At 60.9% G+C, this 24,171-nt stretch carries 27 protein-coding genes and 2 tRNA genes; 20 read left to right on the top strand and 9 right to left on the bottom strand.

Annotation, left to right across the window (positions count from 1 at the left end):
- Nucleotides 1-2 precede the first annotated feature (2 nt).
- Nucleotides 3-269 carry a hypothetical protein gene (locus J2J98_RS02780; RefSeq protein ID WP_064709933.1) on the bottom strand — a complete coding sequence of 89 codons (267 nt, stop codon included), beginning with the start codon at nucleotides 267-269 and terminating at the stop codon, nucleotides 3-5.
- A 242-nt stretch (nucleotides 270-511) separates the two neighbouring features.
- On the opposite strand from J2J98_RS02780, the gene J2J98_RS02785 reads away from it, so the two are divergent.
- Nucleotides 512-775, top strand: coding sequence for a hypothetical protein (locus J2J98_RS02785; protein WP_064709791.1), 264 nt, complete (start codon nucleotides 512-514; stop codon nucleotides 773-775).
- Nucleotides 776-996: 221 nt separating this feature from the next.
- On the opposite strand, the gene J2J98_RS02790 is transcribed toward J2J98_RS02785, so the two are convergent.
- Complete coding sequence (locus J2J98_RS02790; RefSeq protein ID WP_207602287.1) at nucleotides 997-1,239, bottom strand: DUF982 domain-containing protein; 243 nt, start codon at nucleotides 1,237-1,239, stop codon at nucleotides 997-999.
- Nucleotides 1,240-1,493: 254 nt separating this feature from the next.
- On the opposite strand from J2J98_RS02790, the gene J2J98_RS02795 reads away from it, so the two are divergent.
- On the top strand, nucleotides 1,494-1,886 hold the full coding sequence (locus J2J98_RS02795) for a hypothetical protein (RefSeq protein ID WP_207602288.1): 393 nt from the start codon (nucleotides 1,494-1,496) through the stop codon (nucleotides 1,884-1,886).
- A 46-nt stretch (nucleotides 1,887-1,932) separates the two neighbouring features.
- Here the strand turns inward: J2J98_RS02795 and J2J98_RS02800 are convergent.
- Nucleotides 1,933-2,007: transfer RNA gene (locus J2J98_RS02800), tRNA-Thr, on the bottom strand.
- Between the two features lie 156 nt (nucleotides 2,008-2,163).
- Between J2J98_RS02800 and J2J98_RS02805 the strand changes: the two genes are divergently transcribed.
- The 10 genes from J2J98_RS02805 to J2J98_RS02850 all read left to right on the top strand — a co-directional run bounded on the left by J2J98_RS02805 (nucleotide 2,164) and on the right by J2J98_RS02850 (nucleotide 8,178).
- Nucleotides 2,164-2,358, top strand: a complete 195-nt coding sequence (locus J2J98_RS02805; RefSeq protein WP_011423945.1) for a hypothetical protein — start codon at nucleotides 2,164-2,166, stop codon at nucleotides 2,356-2,358.
- Between the two features lie 93 nt (nucleotides 2,359-2,451).
- Nucleotides 2,452-3,744 carry a UDP-N-acetylglucosamine 1-carboxyvinyltransferase gene (murA, locus tag J2J98_RS02810; RefSeq protein ID WP_138395457.1) on the top strand — a complete coding sequence of 431 codons (1,293 nt, stop codon included), beginning with the start codon at nucleotides 2,452-2,454 and terminating at the stop codon, nucleotides 3,742-3,744.
- Nucleotides 3,745-3,897: 153 nt separating this feature from the next.
- On the top strand, nucleotides 3,898-4,329 hold the full coding sequence (locus tag J2J98_RS02815; RefSeq protein ID WP_064709794.1) for a DUF2948 family protein: 432 nt from the start codon (nucleotides 3,898-3,900) through the stop codon (nucleotides 4,327-4,329).
- Between the two features lie 57 nt (nucleotides 4,330-4,386).
- Nucleotides 4,387-5,682 (top strand): histidinol dehydrogenase, encoded by a 1,296-nt coding sequence (gene hisD, locus J2J98_RS02820; protein WP_207602289.1) that lies wholly within the window; start codon nucleotides 4,387-4,389, stop codon nucleotides 5,680-5,682.
- Between the two features lie 8 nt (nucleotides 5,683-5,690).
- On the top strand, nucleotides 5,691-6,164 hold the full coding sequence (locus tag J2J98_RS02825) for a UPF0262 family protein (RefSeq protein ID WP_064709796.1): 474 nt from the start codon (nucleotides 5,691-5,693) through the stop codon (nucleotides 6,162-6,164).
- The gene (locus J2J98_RS02830; RefSeq protein ID WP_138395459.1) at nucleotides 6,161-6,646 is read left to right on the top strand and encodes an arsenate-mycothiol transferase ArsC; all 486 of its coding nucleotides are present in this window, start codon (nucleotides 6,161-6,163) and stop codon (nucleotides 6,644-6,646) included. Before J2J98_RS02825 ends, J2J98_RS02830 begins: the two co-directional genes overlap by 4 nt.
- Nucleotides 6,647-6,769: 123 nt before the next feature.
- Nucleotides 6,770-6,988 carry a translation initiation factor IF-1 gene (infA, locus tag J2J98_RS02835; RefSeq protein ID WP_003545338.1) on the top strand — a complete coding sequence of 73 codons (219 nt, stop codon included), beginning with the start codon at nucleotides 6,770-6,772 and terminating at the stop codon, nucleotides 6,986-6,988.
- 36 nt (nucleotides 6,989-7,024) lie between these two features.
- Entirely contained in the window at nucleotides 7,025-7,645 is a 621-nt protein-coding gene (locus tag J2J98_RS02840) for a Maf-like protein (protein WP_064709798.1), read from the top strand.
- A 31-nt stretch (nucleotides 7,646-7,676) separates the two neighbouring features.
- Nucleotides 7,677-7,889 carry a DNA gyrase inhibitor YacG gene (gene yacG, locus J2J98_RS02845; protein ID WP_064709799.1) on the top strand — a complete coding sequence of 71 codons (213 nt, stop codon included), beginning with the start codon at nucleotides 7,677-7,679 and terminating at the stop codon, nucleotides 7,887-7,889.
- 213 nt (nucleotides 7,890-8,102) lie between these two features.
- A tRNA-Phe gene (locus tag J2J98_RS02850) sits at nucleotides 8,103-8,178 on the top strand.
- A gap of 122 nt (nucleotides 8,179-8,300) precedes the next feature.
- Here the strand turns inward: J2J98_RS02850 and J2J98_RS02855 are convergent.
- Both J2J98_RS02855 and nhaA read right to left on the bottom strand, forming a co-directional pair.
- Entirely contained in the window at nucleotides 8,301-9,122 is an 822-nt protein-coding gene (locus J2J98_RS02855; protein ID WP_207602290.1) for a hypothetical protein, read from the bottom strand.
- A gap of 391 nt (nucleotides 9,123-9,513) precedes the next feature.
- Nucleotides 9,514-10,695, bottom strand: coding sequence for a Na+/H+ antiporter NhaA (nhaA, locus tag J2J98_RS02860; RefSeq protein WP_138395461.1), 1,182 nt, complete (start codon nucleotides 10,693-10,695; stop codon nucleotides 9,514-9,516).
- Nucleotides 10,696-11,025: 330 nt separating this feature from the next.
- Here nhaA and J2J98_RS02865 point away from each other — a divergent pair, with 330 nt between their 5' ends.
- The 5 genes from J2J98_RS02865 (at nucleotide 11,026) to scpC (ending at nucleotide 15,519) form a co-directional block, all read left to right on the top strand.
- Nucleotides 11,026-11,313 (top strand): BufA1 family periplasmic bufferin-type metallophore, encoded by a 288-nt coding sequence (locus J2J98_RS02865; protein WP_064693769.1) that lies wholly within the window; start codon nucleotides 11,026-11,028, stop codon nucleotides 11,311-11,313.
- 63 nt (nucleotides 11,314-11,376) lie between these two features.
- Nucleotides 11,377-12,264 carry an MNIO family bufferin maturase gene (gene bufB / locus J2J98_RS02870; RefSeq protein ID WP_207602291.1) on the top strand — a complete coding sequence of 296 codons (888 nt, stop codon included), beginning with the start codon at nucleotides 11,377-11,379 and terminating at the stop codon, nucleotides 12,262-12,264.
- Nucleotides 12,265-12,266: 2 nt separating this feature from the next.
- On the top strand, nucleotides 12,267-13,043 hold the full coding sequence (locus J2J98_RS02875; protein WP_207602292.1) for an HvfC/BufC N-terminal domain-containing protein: 777 nt from the start codon (nucleotides 12,267-12,269) through the stop codon (nucleotides 13,041-13,043).
- The gene (locus tag J2J98_RS02880) at nucleotides 13,040-13,537 is read left to right on the top strand and encodes a DoxX family protein (protein WP_064709804.1); all 498 of its coding nucleotides are present in this window, start codon (nucleotides 13,040-13,042) and stop codon (nucleotides 13,535-13,537) included. Before J2J98_RS02875 ends, J2J98_RS02880 begins: the two co-directional genes overlap by 4 nt.
- Before the next feature lie 491 nt (nucleotides 13,538-14,028).
- Complete coding sequence (gene scpC / locus J2J98_RS02885; RefSeq protein ID WP_207603068.1) at nucleotides 14,029-15,519, top strand: succinyl-CoA:acetate CoA-transferase ScpC; 1,491 nt, start codon at nucleotides 14,029-14,031, stop codon at nucleotides 15,517-15,519.
- A 115-nt stretch (nucleotides 15,520-15,634) separates the two neighbouring features.
- Here scpC and J2J98_RS02890 read toward each other — a convergent pair whose 3' ends face one another.
- Nucleotides 15,635-16,357 (bottom strand): CBS domain-containing protein, encoded by a 723-nt coding sequence (locus J2J98_RS02890; protein WP_064713812.1) that lies wholly within the window; start codon nucleotides 16,355-16,357, stop codon nucleotides 15,635-15,637.
- Between the two features lie 211 nt (nucleotides 16,358-16,568).
- Nucleotides 16,569-17,642: an alcohol dehydrogenase AdhP gene (gene adhP, locus J2J98_RS02895; RefSeq protein WP_171049271.1), complete on the bottom strand. Its 1,074-nt coding sequence runs from the start codon at nucleotides 17,640-17,642 to the stop codon at nucleotides 16,569-16,571.
- A gap of 220 nt (nucleotides 17,643-17,862) precedes the next feature.
- Here adhP and J2J98_RS02900 point away from each other — a divergent pair, with 220 nt between their 5' ends.
- The 3 genes from J2J98_RS02900 to J2J98_RS02910 all read left to right on the top strand — a co-directional run bounded on the left by J2J98_RS02900 (nucleotide 17,863) and on the right by J2J98_RS02910 (nucleotide 20,331).
- The gene (locus J2J98_RS02900; protein ID WP_207602293.1) at nucleotides 17,863-18,846 is read left to right on the top strand and encodes a zinc-dependent alcohol dehydrogenase family protein; all 984 of its coding nucleotides are present in this window, start codon (nucleotides 17,863-17,865) and stop codon (nucleotides 18,844-18,846) included.
- 83 nt (nucleotides 18,847-18,929) lie between these two features.
- Nucleotides 18,930-19,661, top strand: coding sequence for a hemerythrin domain-containing protein (locus tag J2J98_RS30230; protein WP_246569415.1), 732 nt, complete (start codon nucleotides 18,930-18,932; stop codon nucleotides 19,659-19,661).
- A 370-nt stretch (nucleotides 19,662-20,031) separates the two neighbouring features.
- The gene (locus tag J2J98_RS02910; RefSeq protein WP_138395471.1) at nucleotides 20,032-20,331 is read left to right on the top strand and encodes a hypothetical protein; all 300 of its coding nucleotides are present in this window, start codon (nucleotides 20,032-20,034) and stop codon (nucleotides 20,329-20,331) included.
- Between the two features lie 146 nt (nucleotides 20,332-20,477).
- On the opposite strand, the gene J2J98_RS02915 is transcribed toward J2J98_RS02910, so the two are convergent.
- Entirely contained in the window at nucleotides 20,478-21,185 is a 708-nt protein-coding gene (locus J2J98_RS02915; protein WP_207602294.1) for a CBS domain-containing protein, read from the bottom strand.
- A gap of 269 nt (nucleotides 21,186-21,454) precedes the next feature.
- A complete protein-coding gene (locus tag J2J98_RS02920) occupies nucleotides 21,455-24,145 on the bottom strand; it encodes a cation-translocating P-type ATPase (RefSeq protein WP_207602295.1) in 2,691 nt (896 codons plus the stop codon).
- Nucleotides 24,146-24,171 lie beyond the last annotated feature (26 nt).

Raw genomic sequence — 24,171 nt, forward strand, 5'->3', positions numbered from 1 at the left:
CCTCAATCGGGGAAATCCGGTCCCACCTCGCGCCGCACTAGCTTCAGGCTGCGGTCGGGCTGGAGAATATAGGTTTCCTCCACACGCTGGCCCGTCTCATTGTAGAACTGGTTGTAGACGACGCTGCCGACCGGCGATTTGCTGAGCTTGGTTCGCGGTTGGCCGCCATAGGTGATGCTGCCGGGAATGGGTTCGAGCGCGGCCGTATCGGCCGAGGAGCAGCCGGCCAGCAATGCCGCTGCAAACAAGGCGGGCAGAAACGCTTTCATCATCGTCATCCCTTCTCAGACTGCCATCAGATATGGAACGGGCAGCCTCTTTCGCCAAGGGCTGCTTGCCAGTCACCTTCTCGAAGGTTTCGTGCGCCGGCGCGGCGGTGTCGACCGGGCGACCGAGATAGTGGCGCGCATCGTCGGCCGAGGCTATGTGCGCAGTCGCCTGCTGCGGCGCTGAGGGAACCAAGTGTCCTCCCACGGGTTGAAATGCCGGATCTGAAACGCTGGAGACCATCATGCAGACGCTTTCTCGCCTCTGGGCGTCCACCCTGATCATCGGCTGCGGCGTCTTTGCCGGCTCAGCCAATGCTTCACTTGAGACCGGCATGGATTATTCCGCTTTGCCGAAGGATCAGATCGCCCTTAACGAATATACCGAGACGACCGCCTGCGAGCCGGCGGAGCCGCACTATCTCCCGTCCTTCATCCGCGCGGCCGACGGCACGATCATCGGTGTGGGATATATCGAGATGGAGAATGAGACCGGCGCGGATTGCTGAAACCGATCAGCTCGAACGAGGCTCGCCTGCGTTTCCGGTGACGAGCCTCTGACCATCATCATGATGGCTGCGTGTTTTCTATCGAAACAGCTGGCTCAGGCGCAACGCCCTTTGCTCCAAAACCCGGCACCTGCTCGATGCAAGGTTAAGCGAAAATTAAACAATGTATCGTCGCGGCACAGTTCGCTGACCAACTGTAAACCGCAGGCGTCCCTGCTGCATCAATGCAGCTTCAGCTTCGCCTCTTCGGCCGCCGCCAGAAACTCGGCTCTTGCCTCGTCCATGCTTTTGCGGCCGTCCAGCGCCGCCCGGCAGGTGCTACGGGCTTTGATATAATGAAGCCCGCGCGAACTCGGCCAGAAATCTGCCAGACATTTCAACGCATCGAACGGCCCATTGACGGTTCTGAGGTCGGTGCCTTCGAAGCCGACCTTGACTGGGTCGTTCCATTTTTCCGTTGCCATCGATACTCCTCCACGATTGTCGACAGAAACACGGGTGCGACGCCTTCGGTTAGACAGACGCCGCCATGATAGGCATTCTAGCGCGATTTTTCGCGCCAACAATGGTGAATCGTTTGCTGTTGATGAGGCGAAATGCCAGCTTGAGTGAGGCGGATCGTCCGGGGCACGCCAGGGGATTTTGAGCAGTCGCAGAGAAGCTGTATGGCGCTGGGCGCTACTGCCGCTACCATGCCGGGAACGCCGAGGGGGGTCAGATGGGTTTAGATCGAAAATTGATCCAGGCTGTTTTTCTCTGTGCGGCGCTTGCAATGCCGGTTTTCGCCCACAGCGCAGAGGGGGCTGCTGACGAGGCGCTGCTCTCGCACGTCTCTACTGAGGTCATCCCTGAAATGCAGCGGGAATATATGCAGACTGCCGTCGGCAAGTTTGTGCACGCAATCGATATCGCCGCATTGCGCGCACGCGTGATGAGAGAGCAGACATTAGAACAATGGTATATCGAGGGTATATATAACGCGGTACCAACGAAGTTAACCGCTGAGCAGCTTGAGCGTTGGGCGGAGTCGCCATCCCTGCCCTACTATCTCGAAGCGACTGACATTCCCGATTGCGTTCATGGCAGGGTACTGCTTCCCACTTGCCGTTAGGGTTTCCCGGGCGCAGACGAAATAAAGTCGATCGCTGGAAGAAAACTGGTGCTGCCGAGTGGGATTGAACCACCGACCTCACCCTTACCAAGGGTGTGCTCTACCACTGAGCTACGGCAGCAGGACCAGGACCCGTGCGAGCCGGGCGGCTCAATTGCGGGAACGGGGCGGCTATTGCCACAGCTTGACGACAAGCGCAAGCCGCAAAATCCAACTTCGCGTGGATAGAGGTGCAAGGGACTTTTGGATCAGCGCGAATTCGGCTAATTCTGTTGACATGAACGACAAGACCGAAACCGGCCAGAAGAGCCGTAAAGAGGCGATCGAGGCACAGGCGAAACTGCGCCGCGAGCGCGCCGCCGAAAAGCTCAGGGAAAATCTCTCGAGACGCAAGCAACAGGTGCGCGCCCGCCGTTCCGGCCAGGCCGACGAAACAAATGGGTTGCCCGCCGCAAAAATGGACGAATCGTAATGTTCCGTCCCGGACGAATTGAAGCCTCTTCATAAATCCCCTAAACACCTCACTCCCTTCTTTCAAGGCAGAACTTTCAGGAAGTAAGCGCACATGGATCGTATCAGAATTGTCGGCGGTAATGAGCTGAATGGCATCATTCCGATTTCCGGCGCCAAGAATGCCGCACTGCCGCTGATGATCGCCTCGCTTCTGACCAGTGACACGCTGACGCTGGAAAACGTGCCGCATCTGGCCGATGTCGAACTTCTGATGCGCATCCTCGGCAATCACGGCGTCGACGTCGCCGTTAACGGCCGCCGCGAGCGCCAGGAGGACTCCTACGCCCGCACGATCCATTTCACCTGCCGCACCATTGTCGATACCACCGCTTCTTACGAACTGGTCTCGAAGATGCGCGCCTCCTTCTGGGTCATCGGACCGCTCTTGGCGCGCGAGGGCCATTGCCGCGTGTCGCTGCCGGGCGGTTGCGCCATTGGCACGCGCCCCGTCGATCTCTTCATCGACGGCCTGACGGCGCTTGGCGCGACCATGGAGATCGATGCTGGCTATATCAATGCCAGGGCGCCGGATGGCGGCCTGATCGGCGCGCGCTACACTTTCCCGAAGGTCTCCGTCGGCGCCACCCATGTGATGATGATGGCGGCAACGCTTGCCCGCGGCACGACTGTCATCGGTAACGCCGCCCGCGAACCCGAAGTCGTCGATCTCGCCAACTGCCTGAACGCCATGGGCGCCAAGATCTCCGGCGCCGGCACCTCGACCATCACCGTCGAAGGCGTCACCTCGCTCTCCGGCGCCCGTCATCGCGTGCTGCCGGACCGCATCGAGACCGGCACCTATGCCATGGCCGTCGCCATGGCCGGCGGCGATGTCGTGCTCGAAAATACCGATGTCGCGCTGCTCGAAACCGCACTGGAAACGCTCCGCCGTGCTGGCGCTGATATCTCCGCGACCAATAACGGCATGCGCGTCAGGCGCAATGGCGCCGGCATCAAGCCGGTCGATATCGTCACCGATCCTTTCCCGGGCTTCCCCACGGATCTGCAGGCGCAGTTCATGGCGCTGATGACCCGCTCCTCCGGCATCTCGCATGTCACCGAGACCATCTTCGAAAACCGCTTCATGCACGTGCAGGAGCTTGCCCGGCTTGGCGCCAGGATCTCGCTCTCCGGCCAGACGGCGAAGATCGAGGGTGTCGAGCGCCTGCGCGGCGCGCCCGTCATGGCGACCGATCTGCGCGCCTCCGTCTCGCTCGTCATCGCCGGGCTTGCCGCCGAGGGCGAAACCACGGTCTCCCGCGTCTACCACCTCGACCGCGGTTTCGAGCGGCTCGAAGAGAAGCTGACCCGATGCGGCGCCGTCGTCGAGCGCATCAGCGAGTAATTCAGAGCTTCATTCCGGTTGCGTAATCGGTCGCAGCATCTTATTTCCCTTGTCTGACGCATCGCCATTCCGGCGATGCCTGTTTGATAGCAAGAGCATGATGTCGAAAACCGCTCACACTTTTCGGCATCCTGCTTTGGGGATTGAGCCTGAATGACCGATCTGAAGCTTGTTGCGCTTGATGACGAGGATCTCGCGATCATATCCGCGCATATGCAGGATAGCGTCTTCAAGGTCGGTGATATCGACTGGTCGCCGCGCGGCGCCCAGTTCGCGCTTGCCGCCAATCGCTTCGTCTGGGAAAGTGCGGCGCGCAAGCGCAGAGGGTTCGAGCGCCGCCGCGCTGCTCTGGTCTTCAAGCGCGTGCTTGCCGTTCGCTCGCTCGGCATCGATCGCGGCAATCGCGATGAGGTGCTGTCGCTGCTGGCGCTGCGTTTCGAGAAGAAGGGCGAGGGACCGGATGGCACGATCGAACTGGCGCTGTCGGGCACGGCCTCGATTGCGCTCGACGTCGAATGCATCGAGGTCCAGATGGCCGATATTGGCGGCGCATGGCAGGCGGCTGCCAAACCTCGCCATCCCTGAATGGCTTGACGCCTGAAGTTTGAACATCGCGGTTCGAGTGGAAAAGGAATATCGGTCTTGGCAATCTGGCTGGATCAGGCATCGGAAGGTTTCGAGCAGCATTTTGCCGCCTTTCTGACGACGAAGCGCGAAGTTTCCGAGGATGTGAATTCAGTCGCACGCGCCATCATCGATGATGTCAGGGCGCGGGGCGATGTGGCGCTGGCTGAATATTCGTTGAAGTTCGACGGCATCGATTTCGCCGCCGTGCCGATGCGCGTGACGGCGGATGAGATCGACGCCGCGATCGAGGCGGTGCCTGCCGAAGTGCTGGGCGCCCTGAAGCTCGCGGCATTGCGCATCGAGAGCCACCATCGCCGTCAGCTGCCGAAGGACGATATCTATGAGGACGACATGGGCGTCGGTCTCGGCTCGCGCTGGACGGCGATCGACGCGGTCGGGCTTTATGTTCCAGGCGGCACCGCGAGCTATCCGAGCTCGGTGCTGATGAATGCGGTGCCGGCCAAGGTCGCCGGCGTCGAGCGCGTCGTCATCGTCGTTCCCGCCACCGGCGGCGCCGTCAATCCGGCGGTGCTCGCCGCCGCCCGGCTTGCCGGTGTCACAGAGATCTACCGTGTCGGGGGCGCTCAGGCGATCGCCGCTCTCGCCTATGGAACCGAGACCATTGCACCGGTCGCCAAGATCACCGGCCCCGGCAATGCCTATGTCGCCGCCGCCAAGCGCCACGTCTTCGGCACTGTGGGCATCGATATGATCGCCGGCCCCTCCGAGGTGCTGGTGATCGCCGACAGGGATAACAACCCGGATTGGATCGCCGCTGACCTTTTGGCGCAGGCCGAGCACGATGCCAGCGCCCAGGCGATCCTCATCACCGATGATGCCGAATTCGGCAAGGCCGTGGAGCAGGCGGTCGAGCGCCAGCTGAGGACGCTGAACCGCGCCGAGACTGCAGCGGCAAGCTGGCGCGATTTCGGCGCCGTCATCCTCGTTGCCGATCTGGCACGGGCCATCCCGCTCGCCAACCGCATCGCAGCCGAGCACCTCGAGCTCGCCGTCGCCGATCCCGATCGGCTGCTCAATGGCATCCGCAACGCCGGCGCGATCTTCATCGGCGCTCATACGCCCGAGGTCATCGGCGATTACGTCGGCGGTTCTAACCACGTGCTGCCGACGGCGCGTTCGGCGCGCTTCTCCTCCGGCCTTTCGGTGCTCGATTTCGTCAAGCGTACCTCGATCCTGCGCCTTGGGCCGCAGCAGTTGCGCAGCCTCGGCCCGGCGGCGATCGCGCTTGCGGTCTCCGAAGGCCTCGATGCCCATGCGCGGTCGGTCGCGATCCGCCTCAACCTTGATTAGGTGAGGGGATGGCGGCGGGCGATTTCCGGCTTTGTGACGTCGTCCTCGACGACACGATCGGCCGCTCGACGCCCGATGTCGAGCATGAACGCGCCGTCGCCATCTTCGATCTGATCGAGGAGAACAGGTTCGAGCCGCTCGGCCATTCCGGCGGTCCCTACCGGTTGAACATCTCGCTGGTCGATTCGAAGCTGGTCTTCGCCATCAAGACGGAAGAAGGGGGCGATGTCGCCACCCATATCCTGTCGCTCACCCCTTTCCGGCGGATCGTCAAGGATTACTTCATGATCTGCGAAAGCTATTACGAAGCGATCCGATCGGCGACGCCAAGCCGCATCGAGGCGATCGACATGGGCCGGCGCGGCATCCACAACGAAGGCTCGCAGACGCTGAAAGACAGGCTGGCCGGCAAGATAGAGGTCGATTTCGACACCGCCCGGCGTCTTTTTACGCTGGTCTGCGTGCTCTACTGGCGCGGATGACGGCGATGGAGCTTGCCGCCGATGTCGAGGACGCAAAAAGGCCAGGCGCCATCCTCTTCATGTGCGGGCTGAACGCCATCCGCTCCCCGATGGCCGAAGCGATCGCCCGTAGTATTCTGCCTGGCAATACCTATATAAGGTCCGCCGGCGTTCGCGCCGGCGAGCGCGATCCCTTCGTCGATGTCGTGCTCGAGGAAATCGGGCTTTCCCTCGGGCGCCGCCAGCCGCAGACGCTGGAAGAGCTCGAGGACGATTATTTCGATCTGATCATCACCCTGTCGCCGCAGGCCCATCACGCGGCACTGGAACTGACGCGGTCGAATGCGATCGACGTCGTCTACTGGCCGACCATGGATCCGACGGTCGTCAGCGGAACGCGCGAGCAGATACTGGAAAGCTATCGCGAGGTTCGCGATCACCTCGCCGGCCTCATCGAAAGCCGGCTGCTCAAACGAAATGGCATCGCCGCGCAATCGGCGTGAAAACAAATAAAGGAAAGCCCGATCAACAAGGTTCACAAACCCGCCTTGATTGTGTAGTTTCCGCCCAAATTTTAAAGGCGCGCGTTGCGCTGCCTCTTCAACCCACAGGAAGAAAACCACTATATGCCGAAAGAAGAAGTCCTCGAATTCCCGGGAATCGTCACCGAACTTCTGCCGAATGCGACGTTTCGCGTGAAGCTTGAAAACGAACACGAGATCATCGCCCACACCGCCGGCCGCATGCGCAAGAACCGCATCCGCGTTCTCGCCGGCGACAAGGTGCTGGTGGAAATGACGCCCTACGATCTGACCAAGGGCCGCATCACCTATCGTTTCAAGTAAGTCTGCCCGCTCCCGTCCGCCGATGGTCGAGGTTTCATGGCGCTGAAATACAAGCTCATTCTGGCCTCGGGCTCGCCCCGCCGCGTCGACCTGCTCAACCAGGCCGGCATCGAGCCTTCGCGCCTGATGCCGATGGATATCGACGAGACGCCGAAGAAATCGGAGCATCCGCGTTCGCTCGCCCGAAGGCTTTCGGCCGAGAAGGCCGAGGCAGCACTTGCAGCGATCAAGGGCGATATCACCTGGAAGGGCAGCTATATCCTGTCTGCCGATACCGTGGTCGCCGTCGGCCGGCGCATTCTCGGCAAGGCCGAGTTCGCCGATGAGGCGTTGAGCGCGCTGCATCTCCTGTCGGGACGCAACCATCTCGTCTATACCGGCGTTTGCCTGGTGACGCCGGATCGCAAGATCCGCCAGAAGATCGTCGAGACCAAGGTGCGCTTCAAGCGGCTGTCCGGTTTCGAGATCGAGAACTACCTGGCCTCCGGCCAGTGGCGCGGCAAGGCGGGCGCTTACGGCATCCAGGGCCTTGCCGGCACCTTCGTGCAGAAGATGGTGGGCTCCTACACCAATGTCGTCGGCCTGCCGCTTTATGAAACCATTCTGCTTCTGACCGGCGAGGGCTTCGATGTGCATAGCCGGTGGCCCGAGGCCTGACCGACGGCCATGCCATAGGACGGACCGAGCAATGCCCGAAGACAAGAAGACCGCCGCCAAGGTCGAACCGCTGCGCAAGACGCACCCTTGCCCGGAATGCGGCAAACCATCGAACCGCGAACATTATCCCTTCTGCTCCAACCGCTGCCGTGAGGTCGATCTCTCTCGCTGGCTGACCGGCTCCTATGCCATTCCGGTGGCCGACGACGAGACGAAGGCGGATTATTCCGACGAGGAAAATTGATCCCTATGTTCCGGTTTCCCGGCTGGGGAACAGGAAAACCCAGCCGGCGAAGCTATTATATTTCCTCATGAATCGGCAAAATCCACGAGACCGTCAAAAAAGAGTCATTTGACGCTTGCCATGGGCGAACAAGATGCTATAACCCCGCTCGCTTCCGGGGCGAACCAAGGCCCACGGTTCTTTTCGTCAAGAGCACCATCGCGAAGCAGGTTGGCCCAGGTAGCTCAGTTGGTAGAGCAGCGGATTGAAAATCCGCGTGTCGGTGGTTCGATTCCGCCCCTGGGCACCACACTCCCAAAACCAGTCTCAGGTGCACTTCGCGAAATTGTCTTAGTTACTTCGAGGCTTGGCCCATGAGTGCGTTTGTCGAATTAGCATCGGTCGGCTTCCCCGAGAAAGCCAGCCAGGCATCTACTCGATCTCAGCCACAGCCTCAGAGATAACGGAGAATTTCGAGGCCTGCCACCGTCCGTAGTCGAGTACGAGTTTCACGGAAATCCAACAATCGCCGCTTTTTTGGGAAGTCTCCCATCCCAGCAAGCCTTGATTTTGCGCGGCCGCAAGCAATCTGCCGGCATGACTGCGGGAAATGACATATTCGGCCGCCGTAAGCCTTGCAGAGACATCGCCGATCCAGGTTCGCTCACCGAGCACCGGTGCCAGTGGCACACGCGACATAAGGTCATGCAATATATTGCTCCCAGATTCGGACCTCGCGAACAGTGCAATGCTTTCGGGCGGGTTATACCAATCAGGGTCATTAAACAGCCGCCGGGCGATGCGCGGCTGAGCGCGATACAGAATTGTCTCATCCGCTTGCGACCGTCGATACCGGTCTCCCGCGTCCATACCGTCCAGCGAACGAAGGTGCCCTTCGAACCATTGCCGAATTAGCGTTTCAGCATAGCCGCTTGCTTGTAACGGGTTTGTACGCCGATCCGTCGTCTCCACCGGCTCTAGTAGTTTGTAGTGCGCCATCTCCTTCAGATGTGAGACTGCGGTGTTTTGGCTGGCGATGCGGTTCTCAACCAGAAACTTCGCGAGGTTGGAAGCGGTCAAGGGAGGGCGGGATGGATCAAGCTTCCGCTCAAAATGCAATGCCAATGCCGCTTGGCTAAGCAGCCACTTCTGCAGATCAGCAACATAACGCACTATTCTCGGCGCTCTGCGATGGATTGCCAGCAACTCGAGCGCGGAATCGCGCAGAGCTGCGGCAAAAGAAGCGTCCGCCATGAGATCTTCAACACGGTAGCTACGGCAGCTGTTCTGCAATGAGACTGAACGTAAAGGTATCGACATTCTGAAACCGAAGTGTAAGCGATGTTAACTCGGGATAATGAAGAAACAGCGAATGGACGAAAAGTCACTGCAGGAGCCAGTGATCGGTCGATTTTACCCAAACTTGCGCAGAATTCGAACAGACTTTTATTTGTTATCGTCAGATGGTTGCTGCCAGGCTTTGATCGAGCATCCTGTTCTTCTCAAACAAGCGCTATCGGCCGGGTTCTTCAGGGCAGCCGAGCCTTGCAGATGACTTGGCTCGTCGCTGGGCGCGGGACCGTCGACGGAACCTGCCGGTGTCGCTCTCTGTTGCAAGGGATGGGCGCCTTCAGCCCCCGCTGCCTCACAATCGCCGCTTGAACGTTGCGAGGAGCGCCGCGCCGACCATGCCGGACAGCAGAGACCCCAGCAGGATGCCCATCTTCACATGGTCTTGGATGGTGGGATCGTCAAATGCAAGCAACCCGATGAAAAGGCTCATGGTGAAGCCTATGCCGCAGAGGACGGCAACACCGGTCATCTGCCCCCAGTTCGCCTTTGCGGGGAGGTCGGCGAGGCCGAGTTTGACGAGCAGGAAGACCGTGCCGAGGACGCCGACCAGTTTTCCAAGCAGCAGACCTGCCGCCACGCCGAGTGTCAGTGGTTCCGTCAGCGTCGCGGCGGAGACGCCGGAGAAGGAGACGCCGGCATTGGCGAAGCCGAAGACCGGAACGACGACGAATGCGACGGGCTTGTGCAGGATGTGCTCGAGATGGTGCAACGGCGACTGGTCGTGGCTTGCCTCGCGTGTTCCCGGCGTCACCTTCAGCGGAATGGTAAGAGCAAGAAGAACGCCGGCCAGCGTCGCGTGGATACCGGATGCGAAGACGAGCACCCAGAGAACGGCGCCGAGCATCAGATATGGCCAGAGCTTCAAAATCTTATTGCGATTCATGCCATAGAGCGCCGCGAGCACCGCCGCGGCCCCTGCAAGCGCCAGGAGGTTGAGATCATTCGTGTAGAACAGCGCAATCACCACGACGGCCCCCAGGTCATCGATGATCGCCAGTGCCGCCAGGAAGATCTTCAACGACGCAGGCACGCGCGGACCGAACAGCGAGATGACGCCCAGGGCGAACGCGATGTCCGTCGCGGTCGGAATCGCCCAGCCACGCAGCGCGGCCGGGTTTTCCCAGTTGAACAAGATGTAGAAGAGGGCAGGGAAGACCATGCCTCCCAGTGCCGCCGCGCCCGGAAGAATACGGCGGCTCCAGCTGGAGAGCTGGCCGTCCAGCATTTCGCGTTTGATCTCGAGCCCAACGAGGAGAAAGAACAGCGCCATCAGCGCGTCATTGATCCAGTGCAGCAGGCTGAGCGGCCCCAGATAGACGTGAAGGGCGTGGAAGTAGCCTTCTGCAAGCGGTGAGTTCGCCGTCACGATGGCAGCGAAGGCCACCGCCATCAGGACGAGACCGCCTGAAGCTTCGCTGTCGAGGAATTGGCGAAGCGTGGATCGGATGAGGCCTGGAGAGATGGGCGACGACACCGGTCAGCGCTCCCTGTGTTTTGGAAGGTTGATCTTCAGTCTCCGTCGATTTCGGGAAAGCCCGCGGCGCACGCAGCACACGCCATCGCGCACAAGATAAAGGGGTCGCATCGCCATTTCCAGCGAAATCGACCTACCCCCCGGAGGGGGATATCAACAATTTCTTCCGGCCTGCTAGCAGATGGCGTGAGGGCAATGACGCCGCAGGCGCCACCGAACGCCGATCACCAATTCGTGTTCGCGGGGTCTGTAACAAACGGGATTGCTAGCTCGAAGGAAGGACTACGCGGCCGATGACCGGTACGCGGACCTTTCAAGAGGAGACCATTCATGAACCGTTCCACTCTGACCCTTGCCCTCGCAGGCTCGCTCGCCACCGCGCTTTCATCCGCTGCCTTCGCCGCGCCGCTGCCGGCGGAGAAAATGGTGGGCAACGAGAAATGCTATGGCATCGCGCTCAAGGGTCAAAATGATTGCGCCGCCGGTGCCGGCACGACCTGCGCGGGCACATCGACGATGGATTATCAGGGCAACGCCTGGAAGGCTGTCCCGGCCGGCACTTGCACCAGCATGAACGTCAACGGGCACATGGGTAAGCTCGAGCCGACCAAAGGCTGACCACGAAAGCGGAGGCCCGGTGCCCGGGCCTCCGTTCTTTCTGGCTAAACCGGGAGAACTGCGATGACCGCTTCAGCAAACCAGCCCGTCCTCCTGCCGCCGCGGGCCGGCCTCGGCCTTAAACCCGAGCATTACGGGACTATTCTGGCCGATCTGCCGGATGTCGGCTTCTTTGAGGTGCACGCCGAGAACTACATGGGCGCAGGTGGGCCGCCGCATCGCTATCTCCAAGCCATCACGGAACACTATCCGCTTTCGCTGCACGGCGTCGGCTTGTCGATCGGCGCGGCGCGTGGGCTCGACAAGGCACATCTGAAGCGGCTTCGCAGCTTGCTCGACCGCTACCGCCCGCAGAGTTTTTCCGAACATCTGGCCTGGTCGACGCATGACACGGGATTTCTCAACGACTTGTTGCCGCTGCCCTATACGGAGGAAACGCTGCTGCGCGTCATCGACCATGTCGATGAAACGCAACAGGCGCTAGGGCGGCAATTGCTGCTGGAAAACCCTTCTACCTATATACTGTTCGCCGACAGTACGATCGATGAAGTGGATTTTCTGGCGACGATCGCTGAGCGCACGGGCTGTGGCCTTCTGCTCGACGTCAACAATGTGATGGTCTCGGCGGTGAACCATCGGCTCGATGCCGCCACCTACATAGATCGTTTTCCGGTCGAACTCGTCGGCGAGATTCACCTCGCCGGTTACGACGAAACCATCGACCCTGCCGGCGATCGGCTGCTGATTGACGCGCACGCGACGGCGGTGAAGAGCGACGTCTTGGCCCTCTACAAACATACCCTCGCGCGCACCGGGGCGCTCCCGACGCTGATCGAATGGGACAACAATATTCCGGATTTCGCTACGCTGTATTCAGAGGCGAAAAGTGTGGATGCGATGCTCGCTTCCGAAAGGTTTCGCCGCGGCGGGCGCGGGATCCGGGCGGCGTGACGATGGATTTCGCAACCAGCCAAACCGCCTTTGCCGATGCCTTGCTGCATGCTGACCGGCCGGTGCCGGGAGGCATCATCAACGCACGCGGCAAACCCGACGCTGCGCGCTTTGCCGTATACCGCAACAATGTGTTCGTCGGGCTGACAAAGGCGTTGGCGCAACGTTTTCCGGTGACCGAGCGGCTCGTTGGCGCGGAATTCTTCGTGGCCATGGCGCGGGCCTACGCCCAGGATCACAAGCCGTCCTCACCGCTGATCATGGAATATGGCGACGATTTCCCCGACTTCATAACAGGCTTTGAGCCTGCTAGGTCGCTTGCCTATCTGCCCGATGTCGCCCGGCTCGAGGCGGCTTGGACGGACGCTTACCACGCTGCAGACAGCGCCCCTCTCGATCTTGCGGCGCTCAAAGCCGTGGCGCCCGAGATGCTTTCCAACCTGCGGCTCGTCCCACACCCCTCGGCGCACCTGATCCAGTCGAGATTTCCGGTTGGTTCGATCTGGAGCGCACATCAAGAGGAGATGGTTTCGCCGGTCTCCGACTGGGGCGGGCAAGCTGTCCTGGTCGTACGACCGGAGATATCGGTCAAAGTTCATGTCCTGCCGCCTCAGGACGCCGTCTTTGCGGCCTCGTTGTTCAATGCCGCCACCCTTGGCGAGGCGGCAGAGGCGGCATTTACAGCTGCCAAGGGATTCGATTTCGGAACGGCGCTGGTCGGTCTTGCCGGTCTCGGGGCGTTCAGCACCCTTCAACACTGTAAAGGAAACTCCAAATGAAAACCGAAGTGGCCCCTTCGCACGGCTTTGGTGCCGCCGCTGCCTCCCTCATCACCCGCGCCGAAAGCCTGCTCGCCTCTGTTCCCCAGTCGCTGCCGCTGCTGGGGCTGCGTTTTGCTCTTGCTGTTCCCTTCTTTAGATCGGGGCTGACAAAATGGGACGGGTTCCTGACGCTTTCGTCAGGCGCAAAATATCTTTTCGAGCAGGAGTTCAAGCTTCATATCTTCGGCAGCGCAATTGCCTATCCGTTTCCTCTGACGATGGCGGTCGCAGCCGGAATCGGAGAATTGATCCTGCCAATTCTGTTGATCCTCGGCTTGGCCACACGCTTCGCCGCTCTCGGCCTGCTATTGATGACGGCGATTATCCAGCTCACCATCCCGGAGGGCTGGGCGAATTTTCACTTGCCCTGGGCGGCAATAGCGCTGGCATTGGTCGTGTTCGGTGGGGGCAGGATCGCGGTTGATCCGTTTGTGATGCCGCGCCGCAAATGACGCTAGGATAGCAACTTGTCGGGGCGCCATACATCCATTGCGTTTCAGCGTAGCCCGGTGAAGTGACGGTTGCCAACATCCCGCGGCTTCCGCTGGTCACCTCGGCTGGTTTGGTTGAGGCATGTCAAAGCGCAGTTCGGCGCGTGCGTCAGAATGGCGGGGTCAGGTCCCCGCGCGTTCGGAGCAAATCATGAAACCGCATATCTCCTTTCCGCCCGTTACCTATCCGGACGCCACTTCCAAAACTGTGATCGCCAATGGCGTCGCACGCGCGCACCACCTGCAGGCGACGCTTGCCATCTGTGCGGTGGAGATGACCACTGCCGAAGTCCCTACTGCCCTGTCGTCGCTGATCATGGATGCGGCGGAGATGGGCGCGCGACGCCGAGGTGGAAGTGCGGGCGGATCTTATCGTCATCGGCGGCGGCCATCCTCACCTCCCCGAATTCGTGCTGCGGCCGGTACTGCTGTCGCATCGAGGCTTGCCTGAGATGTTCAAGGACCGGTTTCGGAGCACTCGGCTGTGGGATCGTATCGTCGATGCCGCAGAGGCCGCGCGGCTGATCACCGATGGCATGACCGTCGGCATGAGTGGGTTCACCAGAGCCGGTGAGGCTAAGGCCGTGCCGCTGGCGCTGGCGGAGCGGGCAAGACGCGATCCGCTGAAGATCACGCTGATGACCGGCGCCTCGCTCGGCCACAATCTCGACAGCACGCTCACCGAGGCCCACGTCATCGCGCGCCGCATGCCGTTCCAATCCGATCCCGTCTTACGCCGGGCGATCAATGCCGGCGAAGTGATGTTCATCGACCAGCACCTGTCGGAGACGGCGGAATTCCTGCGAAGCGGCCAGCTTGCGCCGGTGGATGTGGCCGTCGTCGAGGCGACCGCGATTACCGAGGATGGCGGCATTGTGCCCACAACCTCCGTCGGCAATTCGGCAAGTTTCGCCCTTCTCGCACCGAAGGTGATCGTCGAGATCAACCTGTCGCAGCCGGAAGCATTGGAAGGTCTACATGATATCTATGTCCCGGCGGCGCGGCCGAGCCGGCAGGCGATCCCCATCGTTGTGCCCGAAAGCCGCATCGGCCTACCCTTCATTCCGATCCCGATGGAAAAGATCGCCGCGATTGTCGTCACCCAGAGCAGCGACAGCGATTCAGCGGTGGAGGCGCCGGATGTCGAAACCGATGCGATCGCCTGTCATCTTACTGAGTTCCTGCTGCGTGAGGTGCGGCGCGGTCGCCTGACGGAGAGATTGCTGCCGCTCCAGGCGGGCATCGGAACGATCGCCAACGCGGTGCTCCAGAGGTTCGCGGAAACACCGTTCCACGATCTGACCATGTATTCGGAGGTGCTGCAGGATTCGGCCTTCGATCTCATCGACGCCGGCAAGCTCGGATTCGCATCAGCGTCGTCCATGACGCTTTCAACGCAGAAACACCGGCGTGTGCTTTCGGAGATCGAACGCTACAGACGGCGGCTCATCCTGCGCCCACAGGAAATCAGCAATCATCCCGAAGTCATTCGGCGGCTCGGCATCATCGCCATCAACACGGCGCTGGAATTCGACATTTACGGCAACGTCAACTCGACCCATGTCGGCGGCACCCAAATCATGAACGGCATTGGCGGCTCCGGCGAGTTCGCTCGCAATGCCCACATGTCGATCTTCGTGACCAAGTCGCTTGCCAAGAAGGGAACGATCTCGCGCGTCGTACCGATGGTCAGCCATGTCGACCATTGCGAGCATGACGTCGATATTGTCGTGACGGAAATCGGCCTTGCGGATCTTCGCGGCCTGGCCCCTAGGGAGCGGGCGGAGGTCATCATCGCCAACTGCGTGCATCCGACCTATCGTCAGGCGCTGGCAGATTATTATCGGCGCGCGCTGCTGCGCGGCGGTCACACGCCTCATCTCCTCGAGGAGGCGCTCGGTTGGCATGACGCCCTACGCCGGACGGGAAAGATGCTACCGTAGAACCGGCCCTGTTGATCCCCGATCACATCAACGGCGCGAGGCCGGTCAGGAGCTAAGATATTTCCGCCGCGCCTCTGCTCAGCAGCACCGACGGACCTGACCGATCCTTGGAGCTTCAAGCCTGCCTCACCTCAGCATCCGGCGGCGGCAGGGCGATGCCGTAATAGGGGTCGACCCAGACGAGCAGGTCCCTGACCGACGTCACGCCTGCAATGTTCTCGGCCGCGACTTTTGCGGCCAAACGCTCGCGTTCGTCGAAAATCGTTCCCGTCAGCTCGGCGACACCACTGGCGACGTGGCAATGGATGAAGCCGTTGCGGCTCCAGCTCTGCTTTGCAAGTTCTGCTTCGATTGCCGCCTGGATCTGAGCGTCCTCGGGCGAAAGCGGTGCCGCCGGGAGCGCCCGAGACAGGGCTCGCAAGAGGTCTGAGCGCGCAACGATGCCGACGAGCCTGCCGTTCTCCACCACGGGCAGACGCTTGATATCCTGACGTTCCATCAATCTGACGGCGTCCGAAATGGCAGCGGTCGGCGCGATCGTGCTGACCTGCGCGGTCATCACCTCCTGGATCCGCCGCCCATGGGTTCGGACATATTCTGCGGCGATCTTTCCGGAGCTCGTCAGCCATTCGAGCAGCCACGGCCGCTTGCGTTCGGTGTTCAATTCGCTGCGGCGCAGGAAGTCCCCTTCGCTGACGATGCCGACGAGCGCTCCGTTGGCATCGACGACCGGTAGACCGCTGATCCTGTTGTCGAGCATCAGCTTGGCGGCTTCGGCGACGGAACAGGATGTCGTCGCAGTGATCGCCGGCGATGTCATGATGTCTTGAACGAGCATTTCGACTCCTGATGTTTGGGATCCCGTCGGCCAGGATGGTGCGCGGGAGTCTTCCAGTAGGCAGCATCCGCCGGGGACCCGGCGTCTCGATCTCAGTCGACCAGTTGGCGCCTTGTCTGATTACCCGTTCGGCGGGCCCAGGCGCTCTGTTTGTAGAAGTAAAGGTGTCTCCGCCGCTTCCCCGGGCGGCGGAGACGCGCAACGCTGTCAGCTATGCTGCGGACTGATCCTGCGCTGCGAAGATGCTCGCCTCTCCTGCAATATCGAGCACCGTGCGGCCCTCGATGGTTCCCGCCTTGAGGCCGGCGAAAATATCATTGACGTCATCGAGCGGCGCCTTGGCGATCTCAGCTCGGACTCGGCCCTCGCAAGCGAAAGAGAGCGCTTCGTCGAGATCGCGGCGCGTACCGACGATCGAGCCGCGCACGGTGATGCGCTTCAGCACGACGTCGAAAATCGGCATCGGGAAGTTGCCCGGAGGCAGGCCGACGAGGCTAACGGTGCCTTTGCGACGCACCATGCCAAGTGCCTGCGAGAAGGCAGGCGGCGAGACGGCGGTGACGAGAACGCCATGCGCTCCGCCGCCCGTCGCCTTCAGCACCTTTTCGACGGTGTCTTCGGAGCGCGCGTTGAGCGCTAGATCGGCGCCGACGTGGCGGGCAAGGTCAAGTTTGGCGGCAGCGACGTCGAGAGCGATCACCTTGAAACCCATCGCTTTGGCATATTGGATCGCAACATGGCCGAGGCCGCCGACGCCCGATATCGCCACCCATTCGCCGGGCCGAGCTTCGGTTTCCTTCAGTCCCTTATAGGTCGTGACACCGGCGCAGAGGATTGGCGCGATCTCCGCGAAATCGACACCGGCAGGAAGGCGGGCGGCGAAAGCGGCCGAGGCAATGACATATTCGGCAAAGCCGCCATTGCAGCTGTAGCCGGTATTGTGCTGGTGTTCACAGAGGGTTTCCCAACCTGTTTCGCAATATTCGCAGCGCAAGCAGGCGTCGTGCAGCCAGGCGACGCCGACGGCATCGCCTTCCTTGAATTCGGTGACGCCTGGACCGAGAGCCGCGACGACCCCGGCCGCCTCGTGGCCGGGAATGAAGGGCAGCAACGGCTTGACGGGCCAATCGCCCTCAGCGGCATGCAGATCAGTGTGGCATACTCCGCAGGCAACGACCTTCACCAGGATTTCACCTGGACCCGGAACAGGCACCGGCACGCATTCGATTGCGAGAGGCTTGCCGAACTCCCGAACCACCGCCGCCTTCATCATCTTGCTCGTCATGATCTTCATCCCCTTCACGATGATTGTCCGGCGCGGATAGTGCTGGCATCGCACACTCCGCACATTGACCCATCGCAAAGAGCAGTTCCGTTGACCGGATCGAGCTTGGATTTTACGGCCATCGACGCACGATGCCCATGCAGGTGCAGTCTTGGCTTCATCCCGTCGGAAGAAGAGGGTACCCTGCCGCATCTGCGGGAGGCGTTCGGAGGCAGGCCTGATGAAAGCAATGGTTCTCGAAGCGGTCGGATCCCCTCTGCGTCCGGTCGAGTGGCCCGATCCCGTCCCGCAAAGCGGGCAACTGATGTTGAGAGTGGAAGCTTGCGCCGTTTGCAGGACCGATCTTCACGTTTGTGACGGCGATCTTTCCGCGCCGAAGCTTCCGCTCATTCCCGGCCATGAGATCGTCGGCCGCGTCGAGGCGGTGGGAGAGGGTGTGCCTTCACAGCGGGTCGGACAGAGGGTCGGCGTTCCCTGGCTTGGCCACACCTGTGGCTGCTGTTCTTTCTGCTTGAACAATGAGGAAAACCTTTGCGATCAGCCGCAGTTCACCGGCTATACGCGTGATGGCGGTTTTGCCACTCATGTCGTTGCCGATGCTGATTACGCCTTTGTGCTGGATGAGCAGGCCGATCCGGTAGCGCTTGCGCCGTTGCTGTGTGCTGGTCTCATAGGGTGGCGTTCATTGAAGCAGGCCGGCGGCGGCGCCAGGATCGGGTTATACGGCTTCGGTGCGGCCGCCCATATCATCGCGCAGGTCTGCCGTTGGCAGGGCCGCGAAGTCTATGCTTTTTCACGCCCAGGCGACGATGCGGCACAGCGTTTCGCGCTTGACCTCGGCGCCGCGTGGGCGGGAGGTTCGGATCAACGCCCGCCCGTCATGCTAGACGCGGCGATCATCTTCGCTCCGGTTGGCCAACTCGTGCCTGCGGCTTTGCAGGCAGTGCGGAAAGGAGGTAGGGTGGTCTGCGGTGGCATCCATATGAGCGATCTTCCGGCAATGGCCTATGCGCTCATCTGGGGCGAACGAAGTCTTGTATCTGTTGCAAATCTCACCCGGCGGGATGCCGAAGAGTTCTTTCCCGTCGCTCGTCAGGCAGGAGTCAGGACCCACACGACCACCTATCCATTGATGGACGCGAATAGGGCGCTCGACGATCTCAGGGCCGGCCGCTTGAGCGGCGCAGCCGTGCTGACGCCGTAGGCAGCGTGTTGACTGCCTCGGCCTGAGAATCGAGGCTGTGCCGTCAACGTCCTGCGTGCCTTGGGGCGCCGATCGTGTTCGGCATGGCCTCGCCTCGGCTGAGCAACGAGGAGCTGCTGGCACTGGAGGCTGAGCATAGGGCGTTGGCTGACGTGGTGGATGACATCGGCACGATGGCCGATCGGATTGCACGCTTGCCTTGGGAAAGGGCAAAAGACGAGCTGGAAAGGCTGGATTGTTGCCTGCGTGACCGGCTCCTTCCCCACGAGAGGAGAGACGAACAAGTTTACGAGCGCCTTCGCCGAAAATATGCAGCGCCGGATATACTGGCCGGAATGAGCCGGACGCACATGGAAATGCAACGGCAAATTCACAATCTCACCGTCATGCGCAAGACGTTCGAAAGCGGCACACCGACACAGGCGCAGCTTTATGAGGTCCAGCGACTGCTCCACGGCCTGGAGGCGATTACGCGCCTTCATTTTGCCAGGAGGAAGAGATTTACCGTTCGCTGGAGATCGAATGAGTGTCTCCTCCCTTGCCCGCATCTGCTACTGGGGTGTCGAGCGCAGCAATGGTGCGTTTCTCTGATCGTGCTGGATCACCGATTTGATCAGCGGGACGCTGAAGACAGTGGCCAGCATGAGAATGAGTACGATCAACAGAAGGTGATCGATGATAAGCCATCGCAGCCATCGTCCAACGGGGAAATGATTCACGGCATTCCTCCGATCGCACGCGGCGAGTCAATGGCAACCATGGTCTTCATGGCACTTCTCCGATCTATCAGGGAACCGCAGTCTGAAGCGCGTTGATGAACAGGCATTGCGGAGGATCAAATTGCCGCCGCGCGATCTGCTGGCGGCTGCTTTTGACGCTGGTCAAAGTCATCACACGATATCGGGAACGAAGGAGCGGCGTCACCAGCGCTACCATCAGTGTTGATTAGCGCGCATCGGCCAGCTGCAGCGAGCTAAGGTGATTTCCACTCACATTTGACCGGCATCAATGGCGGAAGACGCCGAAGGTTGTCTTATTGAGATTTACCGGATTGGATTTTGCTACGGCGTCTCCGACGTTCGCGTTTTGCCCGGGCGGCAGAAACAGCTTCCGGGTGTAACATTGATAACAGGTGGTGCGCCGGTGTCATCATGAGGTGGTTGCCTTTGAAGGAAAGGAGACGATATGAACCACATTCTCTCTCGGCCCGCTGAGGCGGCGCTGATTGGTGCAGGCAGCTCCGACCAACCGTCCTGCAGCATCGATTTTCGTCTCGAGCGAATGAGCAATCATGATTGGCAGATTTCGGCGGTGTCGCCCCAGGCGCGCGCCTGGGTGCGTGATGAACTCTGCTGTCCCTTTGCACAATGCTTCAACGACGTCATACACGCAGATGCACTCAGCGCGAATTCCTTTGTGAAGGAAGCGCATGAAAAAGGTTTCCGGACTGAGTTCGTTGGACGAAACGGCAAGGACGTCTTCTAGCGTGCGGACCTGCAGATGCGCATCGACGGCCTAGCCCCGGTAAAGTGGTCCCCTTGTCATCGAAATGAACTGGCATCTTTCCTCCCGCCATGCCGCGGCGTTTCCTGGCCACTACGGCCTCTGGGAAGAGGAGACAGTTCAGAGGCTCAAAGATAGAAGCCGGGTGGCGGCACCGGCATGTCCGGAGGCGCCACGACCTGGACTCGATCATCCACCCGCTTTACGCCGATGGTGTTTTCTGCAGCCACGTGCAGGGCCGTCTTTTCCCGCGAGTCCAGCACTCGGCCTTCCAGCGTGACCACGCCATCGGCGACGTGCAGAGTCACGGAATCTCCCCATTTTTGCCGAGCGAGTTCCGCCTCCAGCGCACTTTGGATATCGCTGTCCGTTCGTGCGGCGCAATGCCTGGTAAGCTCGCGGACGAGTGCGGCCATGACGTCGAAGCGGGTGACGATACCGATGAGCTGGTTGCCTTCGACCACCGGAAGACGCTTCACGTTCTTTTCCGCCATCAGCTTGGCGGCGGTTTCGATGGATGCATCCGGCTGCACGGTCACTGCCGGGGAAGACATTACTTCTCCAACGTCGTTTCCGAAGCTTTTCGCGTACTCTTCGGCCAACCCGCCGCGGGAAGCGAAGAAATCACGCCAGAGGCTGTGGGGAGCTTGCGTGTGGATTTCGCCGCGCCGCAGGAAGTCGCTTTCGCTGATGATGCCAAGCAGGTCGCCGGATTGATCGACGACCGGTAACCCGCTGATGTGGCGATCGACCATAGCATTGGCAGCCTCCCATATCTTCACGTTCGGCCCGATCGTCGTCGGGTTGGGAGTCATGATTGATCGAATTTGTAGCATCTTCCAAGCTCCTGAAACTGAAGGCAGGATAAAGCCTCTGCAACGTCATTTCCATGATCGCCGTCAATGGACGTCGAGAGCAGCACTTCCGGGGTCACTTCAGCGACCTGCGAATCCGCGTAGTGCAAAAGCGAACAGGACCGCGGCAGTCACTGCAAGCGAACGGAATTGCCAGACGATGAAAAGCCGGCGCCGCGATAGATTACCGCTTGTGCCATCGTAATGAAATGCGTGTTGGTGCCGCGAGCAACGCTGCCTCTGCCGAGAGTTCATTCAGCCTCGATCTCGTGCAGGTGCGTGTTTGAAGAGGTACGTCCACGCAATTTGTCCATCTCTATTACAAGCAGAAGCGAGGCGGCGGCCAGAAGCGTCAGCGCCCATTCCGCCAGCGAGATCGGCGCCAGGCCAAGCACCTCACGGAACCACGGGACATGCATGGCGCCGATATGGATGGCTTGGGCCGCTACGATACTGGCGAGCAGCAGCGGGTTTTGGAAAAAGGATCGCGAGAAGAGCGAGCGACGCTCGGAACGGCAGCTGAGAGTTTGTACATTCTCAAACATGACGAAAAGCAGAAGCAGTAGATTGCGCGCCTCGGAGACCTGGTAGCCCTGTGACAGCAGCCAATAGAAGACTGCAAAGCCACCGCCGCCTATGACGAGCGCGGATTGGACGATCCGGCGAACCATTAGCCCGTCGAAGATCGGCTCCTTGGGGAGGCGAGGTGGCCTGGCCAGTTCGTCGCCCTCAGGTCGCTCTCCCGCGAGCGTCACGTCCTGAATGCCATTCGTGACGAGATTCAGCCAGAGAAGCTGCACGGGAAGCAGTGGCATTGGAAGACCGAGCGGAATCGCCAGCAGGAACAGCAGCATTTCCGCAGCTCCTGTCGCCGTCAACATGAGGATGACTTTGCGAATGTTGGAATAGGCGGTTCTACCCTCGCGAATGCCGCTGACGATGGAGGCGAAATTGTCGTCGGCAACGACGATGTCCGCGCTCTCCTTGGCGACCTCCGTACCCTTCACGCCCATGGCGACACCGACATGAGCGTGTTTCAGGGCTGGAGCGTCATTGACGCCGTCTCCGGTCACCGCCACGAAATGGCCGTTGCGCGCCATGGAGAGCACAATCGCAAGCTTCTGATTGGGAACGACGCGGGCATAGATGCGCGCGCTTTTCGTAAGCTCATCCAGCCGCTCCGGGCCTGCGGCTTCGGCCTCGCGCACCGCGTCGCCGGTGGTGATTTGGCTCGGGCCGAAGTGCAAACCCGCCTGAGCGGCGATGGCCGCTGCTGTTTTGGGGTCGTCGCCCGTCACCATCGCTACCTCGACGCCGGCGGCGCGGCATTCTCGGATCGCCTGCGGAACTTCCTGGCGGATCGGATCCTGCATGCCCGCAATACCAAGGAATACGAGGTCGATAAGATGATGGTGGCCGAAGGTGGCGTCGGCATCACTGCGGATTTCGCCCTCTGCGAAAGCGAGAACCCGAAGCCCGCGGGCCGCCATCTCCTCCTTCTGGGCGAGAAGCCTGTCTCTGTCGATTTCCACCACCCGGTCGCCGATATCCATCCGGTCGGCCATGCTGAGCAGTGTCTCAGTCGAGCCCTTCGCGAAGATGCGCACGCGTTCGCTCCCGCGATGGAAGGAGGCAGCATATTTCAGATCGGGCTCATAAGGGATGCGGGCGAGCAAGGGATAATCCGCTGCCATCTTCTCTTGCGCCAATCCCGCCTTACGCGCGGCGGCCAATAGGGCGACGTCGACCGTGTCGCCGACGCCTTTCCAGCCGTTCTCGTCCTGCATGAGCGAACCCTCGTTGGGAAGCGCGGCCGCTCTGAGCAGTCGGCCGGCGCGCACGCGTGCCTCCGCCACGCTCATATTGGCCGCCTTGATCTCGCAGGTGTCCAGGTCAGTACCCGCATCAAGGGCAAGATCGGTGCCGTCCGGGAGCCGGATATCGGTAACCGTGAGCTCGTTGAGCGTCAGAGTCCCTGTCTTGTCGGTGGCGATCATGGTGCAGGAGCCCAGCGATTCGACCGCCGGCATTCGCCGCACAATGACGTCGCGCTTCGCCATGCGACGCATGCTGATCGCGAGCGCAATCGAGATTGCGATGGGCAGGCCTTCTGGAATTGCGCTCACGGCAAGACCGACCGACATGAGGAAAAGATCGCTCCACGCGAGCCCTCGCATCAGGCCGATGCCGATCAAGACCAGCGACGTCACTCCCACCGCCCAGGCGATCGCATTGGAGAAACGAGCAAGCCGGATCATCAGTGGCGGTTGCGATGCGGATGCCCTGCCGATTTCGGCGGCAATCTTGCCGATCTCGGTTCTAAGTCCTGTCCCTGTCACGACGCCCGTGCCCCGTCCACGCGTGACCAGCGTGCCGGCGAATGCGGTTGCCGTCTTGCCCTCCTCAACCGGCACGCCAGCGGGCCGTGCCGCTTTGCGCGTCGCCAGCGATTCTCCGGTAAGGAGGGATTCGTCGCACAGAAGGTCGGTCGCCTCGACCAGTGCGAGGTCAGCCGGAACTCTTCCGCCGGCTTCCAGAAGCACGAGATCTCCCGGCACCAGCAGGCGTGCTTCAATCTCCCGCACCTCTCCGTCGCGAATGACGGCGGCACGCGGTTGTTCGAGCTTTCGAAGCGCCAGCGCAGCTCGGCCTGCCGAATATTCCTGCAGACTGCCGATCAAGCCGTTCAGCAGCAAGACGACGCCGATAAAGACTGCATCCTTGGTATCACTGACCACCAGGGAGATGGCGGCTGCCAGAACCAGGATATAAATCAGGGGGCTGCGGAACTGCCGCAAGAAGACAAACGCGAAAGAGGGGGTCTCAGGCTCGGGCAGAATATTTGGACCGTAACGCACCAGCCGGCTCTCGGCCTCTTCAGTGACGAGGCCGCTACGACTGCCGAGACCGGCGGCGAATGGGTGGGGAATGGGAATGGTCACGAGATTTCTCCTGCACGAAATTGCCG

It is taken from the genome of Rhizobium bangladeshense (assembly GCF_017357245.1).
Taxonomy (GTDB): domain Bacteria; phylum Pseudomonadota; class Alphaproteobacteria; order Rhizobiales; family Rhizobiaceae; genus Rhizobium; species Rhizobium bangladeshense.